This window comes from Aminobacter sp. P4_H6_2, assembly GCF_056400805.1.
In genome coordinates this window covers 1-4215 of record NZ_JBFUKO010000483.1, presented here as the reverse complement: position 1 = coordinate 4215, position 4215 = coordinate 1, and the positions used below count along the sequence as shown (strand labels likewise).

The following is a 4215-nucleotide window of genomic DNA, read 5'->3' as shown; positions in this document are numbered from 1 at the left end:
GGGCAGCGCTCAGCCCGACCCCGAAGCAAAACCTGCCCAGGCCGAACAACCCAAGGCACCGCTGCGCACCGTGATGGTTGTCGTGCCGCCGCGCTTCGATCACGCCCGCGCCATCCGCGTGTCAGGCAAGACCGAAGCCGACAAGCGGGCGACACTGGCCAGCCGGGTCAATGGTGTCATCTCCCAGCTTCCCGTCAAGCAAGGTGATCGCGTCAAGCAGGGTGACCTGGTGATGATGCTCGACGCCGAGGAAAAGGCTTCCGCTGTGGAAAATGCGCGTACCACGCTGGACGAACGCAAGAGTGCTTGGGAAGCCGCGCAGAAGCTTTTGAAATCCGGAAACACGCCCAAGCTTCAGGCGGATATTGTTCGCTCGGCCTACACCAATGCGCTCTCCCAGCTACAGGCAGCCGAAGCCGAGCTGGCGCGCAACCAGGTCAAGGCGCCATTCGACGGTGTCGTCGACAAGGTCAATGTCGAGATTGGTAGCTCGGTGTTGCAGGGCGCGGAAATCGCCACCATCCTCAACCTCGATCCGATCCTTGGCAAAGGCGAGATCAGCGAACGCGACCTGCGCTACATCAAGATCGGCGATGAAGCCGAGGTGAAGCTGGTCAATGGCGAGGTGGTGATGGGAAAGCTGCGCTACATCAGCCGCGACGCGACGTCCCAGACCCGCACCTTCCCTGTCGAAATCGCCATTCCCAACGCTGACGGCGCCATTCCCGCCGGCATGACGGCCGAGATAACCGTGCGCGCCAAGCCTGTCGACGCCGTGATGCTGCCGCGCTCGGTGGTGACGCTGAACGAGAATGGCGATCTCGGCATTCGCGCCGTCGATGCCTCGTCCAAGGTGGTGTTCTACCCGATCGACCTTGTCGACGACACCCAGAATGGCCTCGTGCTCGGCGGCATTCCCGCCGACGCCAAGATCATCATCCGCGGCCAAGACCTGGTCAAGGATGGCGACGAGGTCAAGGCCCAGCTCGCCGACGAGGCGATGGTCAAGAAGCTCATCGAAGATGCGACCGGGACGCAGTAAACAATGGACATCGTCAAGCTTGCGATCCGCAATGCGCGGCTGACCCTATCGATTCTGCTTTTTCTTGTCATAGCGGGTACGCTTTCGTACCGCGCCGTGCCGAAGGAAGCCGAACCGGACGTCGCCATCCCGATCATGTATGTCAGCCTTGTCTATCAAGGCATCTCGCCGGAGGACGCCGAGCGGCTGCTTCTGAGGCCTGTTGAATCGCAGCTCAAGAACCTCAAGGGTTTGAAAGAGATGCGATCCAACGCCTTTCAGGGCGGCGCCAATGTCATCGTTGAATTCGACCCATCCACAGATCTTGGCGACGCGCTGATCGACACACGCAACAAGGTGCAGGACGCCAAGCGCGACCTGCCCGCCGGCGTCGAGGAACCAACCGTCAACGAAGTCAACCTGTCGGAGTTTCCTGTCCTGGTCGTGACGCTGTCGGGCGACGTGCCCGAACGGGCGCTGACGGCCGCCGCCAAGAAGCTGCGCGACCAGATCGAGGAAGTGCCCGGCGTGCTGGAAGGCACGCTTCAAGGCTCGCGCGACGAGCTGGTCGAGGCGATCATCGATCCGGTCAAGCTGTCGTCCTACGGGCTGCAGCTCAACCAGCTGATCCAGGGTATCGGCCAGTCCAACAGCCTTGTCGCCGCCGGAACCATCGAAGGTTCGGAAGGCAAATATGCCGTCAAGGTGCCGGCGCTGATTGAAACGCCTGAGGACGTGGCGCGTCTGCCTGTGGTGGCGACGCCCGACGCGGTTGTGCGCGTACAAGACATCGCCACGGTGCGGGCGACCTTCAAGGATGCCGAGACGATTACCCGCCTCGACGGAAAACCGGCGATCGCGATCGAGGTCAAGAAGCGCATCGGCGCCAACATCGTCGAGACGATCGATGGCGCCAAGAAAGTCGCCGATGCTTTCGTCAAGACCGCACCGGAAGGCATGGAGGTCACCTACACGCAAGACAAGTCGGTCTTCGTCAACCAGTTGCTGAACGACCTCCAGAACCACGTGCTGATCGCCGTGATCCTGGTGTTCATCGTCATCCTCTACGCGCTGTCGGGCCGAGCCTCGCTGCTCATCGGTCTCGCCATCCCGTCATCGTTCCTGATGGGTATCCTGGCGCTCGCGCTGATGGGCTACACGATCAACATGATCGTGCTGTTCAGCCTGATCCTGGCGGTCGGCATGCTTGTCGACGACGCCATTATCGTGACCGAGTTTGCCGAGCGGCGCATGTCGGAAGGCATGCCCAAGGAGCAAGCCTTCGAGCTGGCGGCCAAGCGCATGGCCGGCCCGGTGATCGCCGCGACGATGACACGCATCGCGGCCTTCTCTCCACTGCTGTTCTGGCCCGGCATCATCGGCGACTTCATGAAGTATCTGCCGATCACGCTGATCGTCACCCTTGCGGCGTCGATGGCCTACGCGCTCATATTTGCGCCGACGCTCGGGGCCCTCTTCGCCAAGGCGCCCGCCCATGCGGAGGAAGAGCACAAGGACGGCGTCTACATGGCGGTCGTCAAGAAGGCAGTCCACTATCCGATCACGGCCCTGGTATTGACGCTCGCGCTGCTTGCCGGCGGGTTCTACTCCTATGTCAAGTTTGGCAATGGCGTGGAATTCTTCCCGACCGTGGAGCCGGATTACGGCCTGCTCTACGTCCATGCACGCGGCAACCTCTCACTTGAAGAAATGGATGCCGCTACCCGCGAGGCCGAAAACCGTATTCTCGGCTGGCCAGGCATCAAGTCGGTATACACGCGTTCCGGCAAGACCCGCGGCGGCCAGGACATTCCCGAGGATGTCGTCGGCGTGATCCAGTATGAGTTCGTCGACTGGCGTGAGCGCAAGTCGGCGCATGTGATCCTTGACGAATTGCGCGCCACGATGGCCGGCATCCCCGGCGTCGATGTCGAAGTGCGTGTGCCGGACGCAGGTCCGCCGAGCGGCAAGGCTATCCAGGTGCAGCTGTCCGCCGTCGATCCGGCGGGGCTCAACGAATACGCCAAGAAGGTCGCGGCAGCGGTCGCCAAGGTGCCCGGTGTCATCGACATCTCCGATGGCCTGCCGCCTCCCGGTATCGACTGGGCGCTTGACGTCGACCGCTCCAAGGCAGCCCAGTACGGCGTCAGCCCGACCGCGGTCGGGACTGTCGTCCAGCTGGTGACGACAGGCTTGAAGCTCACCGACTATCGTCCTGCCGGCGCCGATGATGCTGTCGACATAAGGCTGCGTCTGCCGGAGGACCGCCGGACGCTGGCAGCACTCGACCAGTTGCGTATCGAGACCCCGCAAGGCTCGGTGCCGATCTCGAACTTCGTTGCGCGCAAGCCAGAGCTGACCGTCGGCATTCTGAACCGTATCGACAGCAAGCGCACGATCACCATCCAGGGCAACGTCGCATCCGGCTACCAGGTCGCGTCGGTTCAGGCGGAAGTGAGCAAGATCGTCGGCGACATGGCGCAACCAGGCATCGACTGGAAACTCGCCGGCTCCAACGAAGACAGCGCCGAAGCAAGCGCGTTCTTGGGCAATGCCTTCGGTGCGGCGATCTTCCTGATCTTCATCGTGCTTCTGGCGCAATTCAACAAGTTCACCAGCGTGGTCCTGGTGCTGTCTTGCGTGGTCATGGCCACGGTCGGCGCCCTGCTCGGCATGCTGTTGACCGGCCAGGCCTTTGTCATCGTCATGTCCGGCATCGGCATGATCGCGCTGGCGGGCGTGGTGGTGAACAACAACATTGTTTTGATCGACACCTATGACCGGCTGCGCGAAGAAGGCTGGAACAAGATGGACGCGGTGCTGCAGACCTGCCGCGAGCGTGCCCGCCCGGTGGTGCTGACCGCGTTGTCGGCTATCCTGGGCGTGGCGCCGATCGCGTTTGGTCTCGGCCTCGAGATCTTCCATCACGAAACGACGATCAATGCGCCGTCAACCCAGTGGTGGATCGCCTTGTCGAGCGCCATCGTCTTCGGCCTGTCTTTCGCCACCGTCCTCACCTTGGTGGTGACGCCGGCGATGCTGATGGTGTTCACCCGCGACAAGCGCAAACCAGGCCAGCGCGGCTGGTTTGGCAGGCTGGTTCAGTGGTTCAAGGCGCGTTTCGGCAAGGGTTCTGGCACCCCGACGCCGCCTCCGCCCATGGACGACGAACCCGCTATCGCCTTCCCCAAGGC

The 4215-nt window shown here is 62.5% G+C and carries 2 protein-coding genes; both read left to right on the top strand.

Annotated features, from left to right (window positions below):
* A partial coding sequence (locus AC1DUU_RS24820) for an efflux RND transporter periplasmic adaptor subunit (RefSeq protein ID WP_476786035.1) occupies window positions 1–1042 on the top strand: 1042 nt, incomplete at its 5' end.
* Between the two features lie 3 nt (window positions 1043–1045).
* A partial coding sequence (locus AC1DUU_RS24815; RefSeq protein WP_476786034.1) for an efflux RND transporter permease subunit occupies window positions 1046–4215 on the top strand: 3170 nt, incomplete at its 3' end.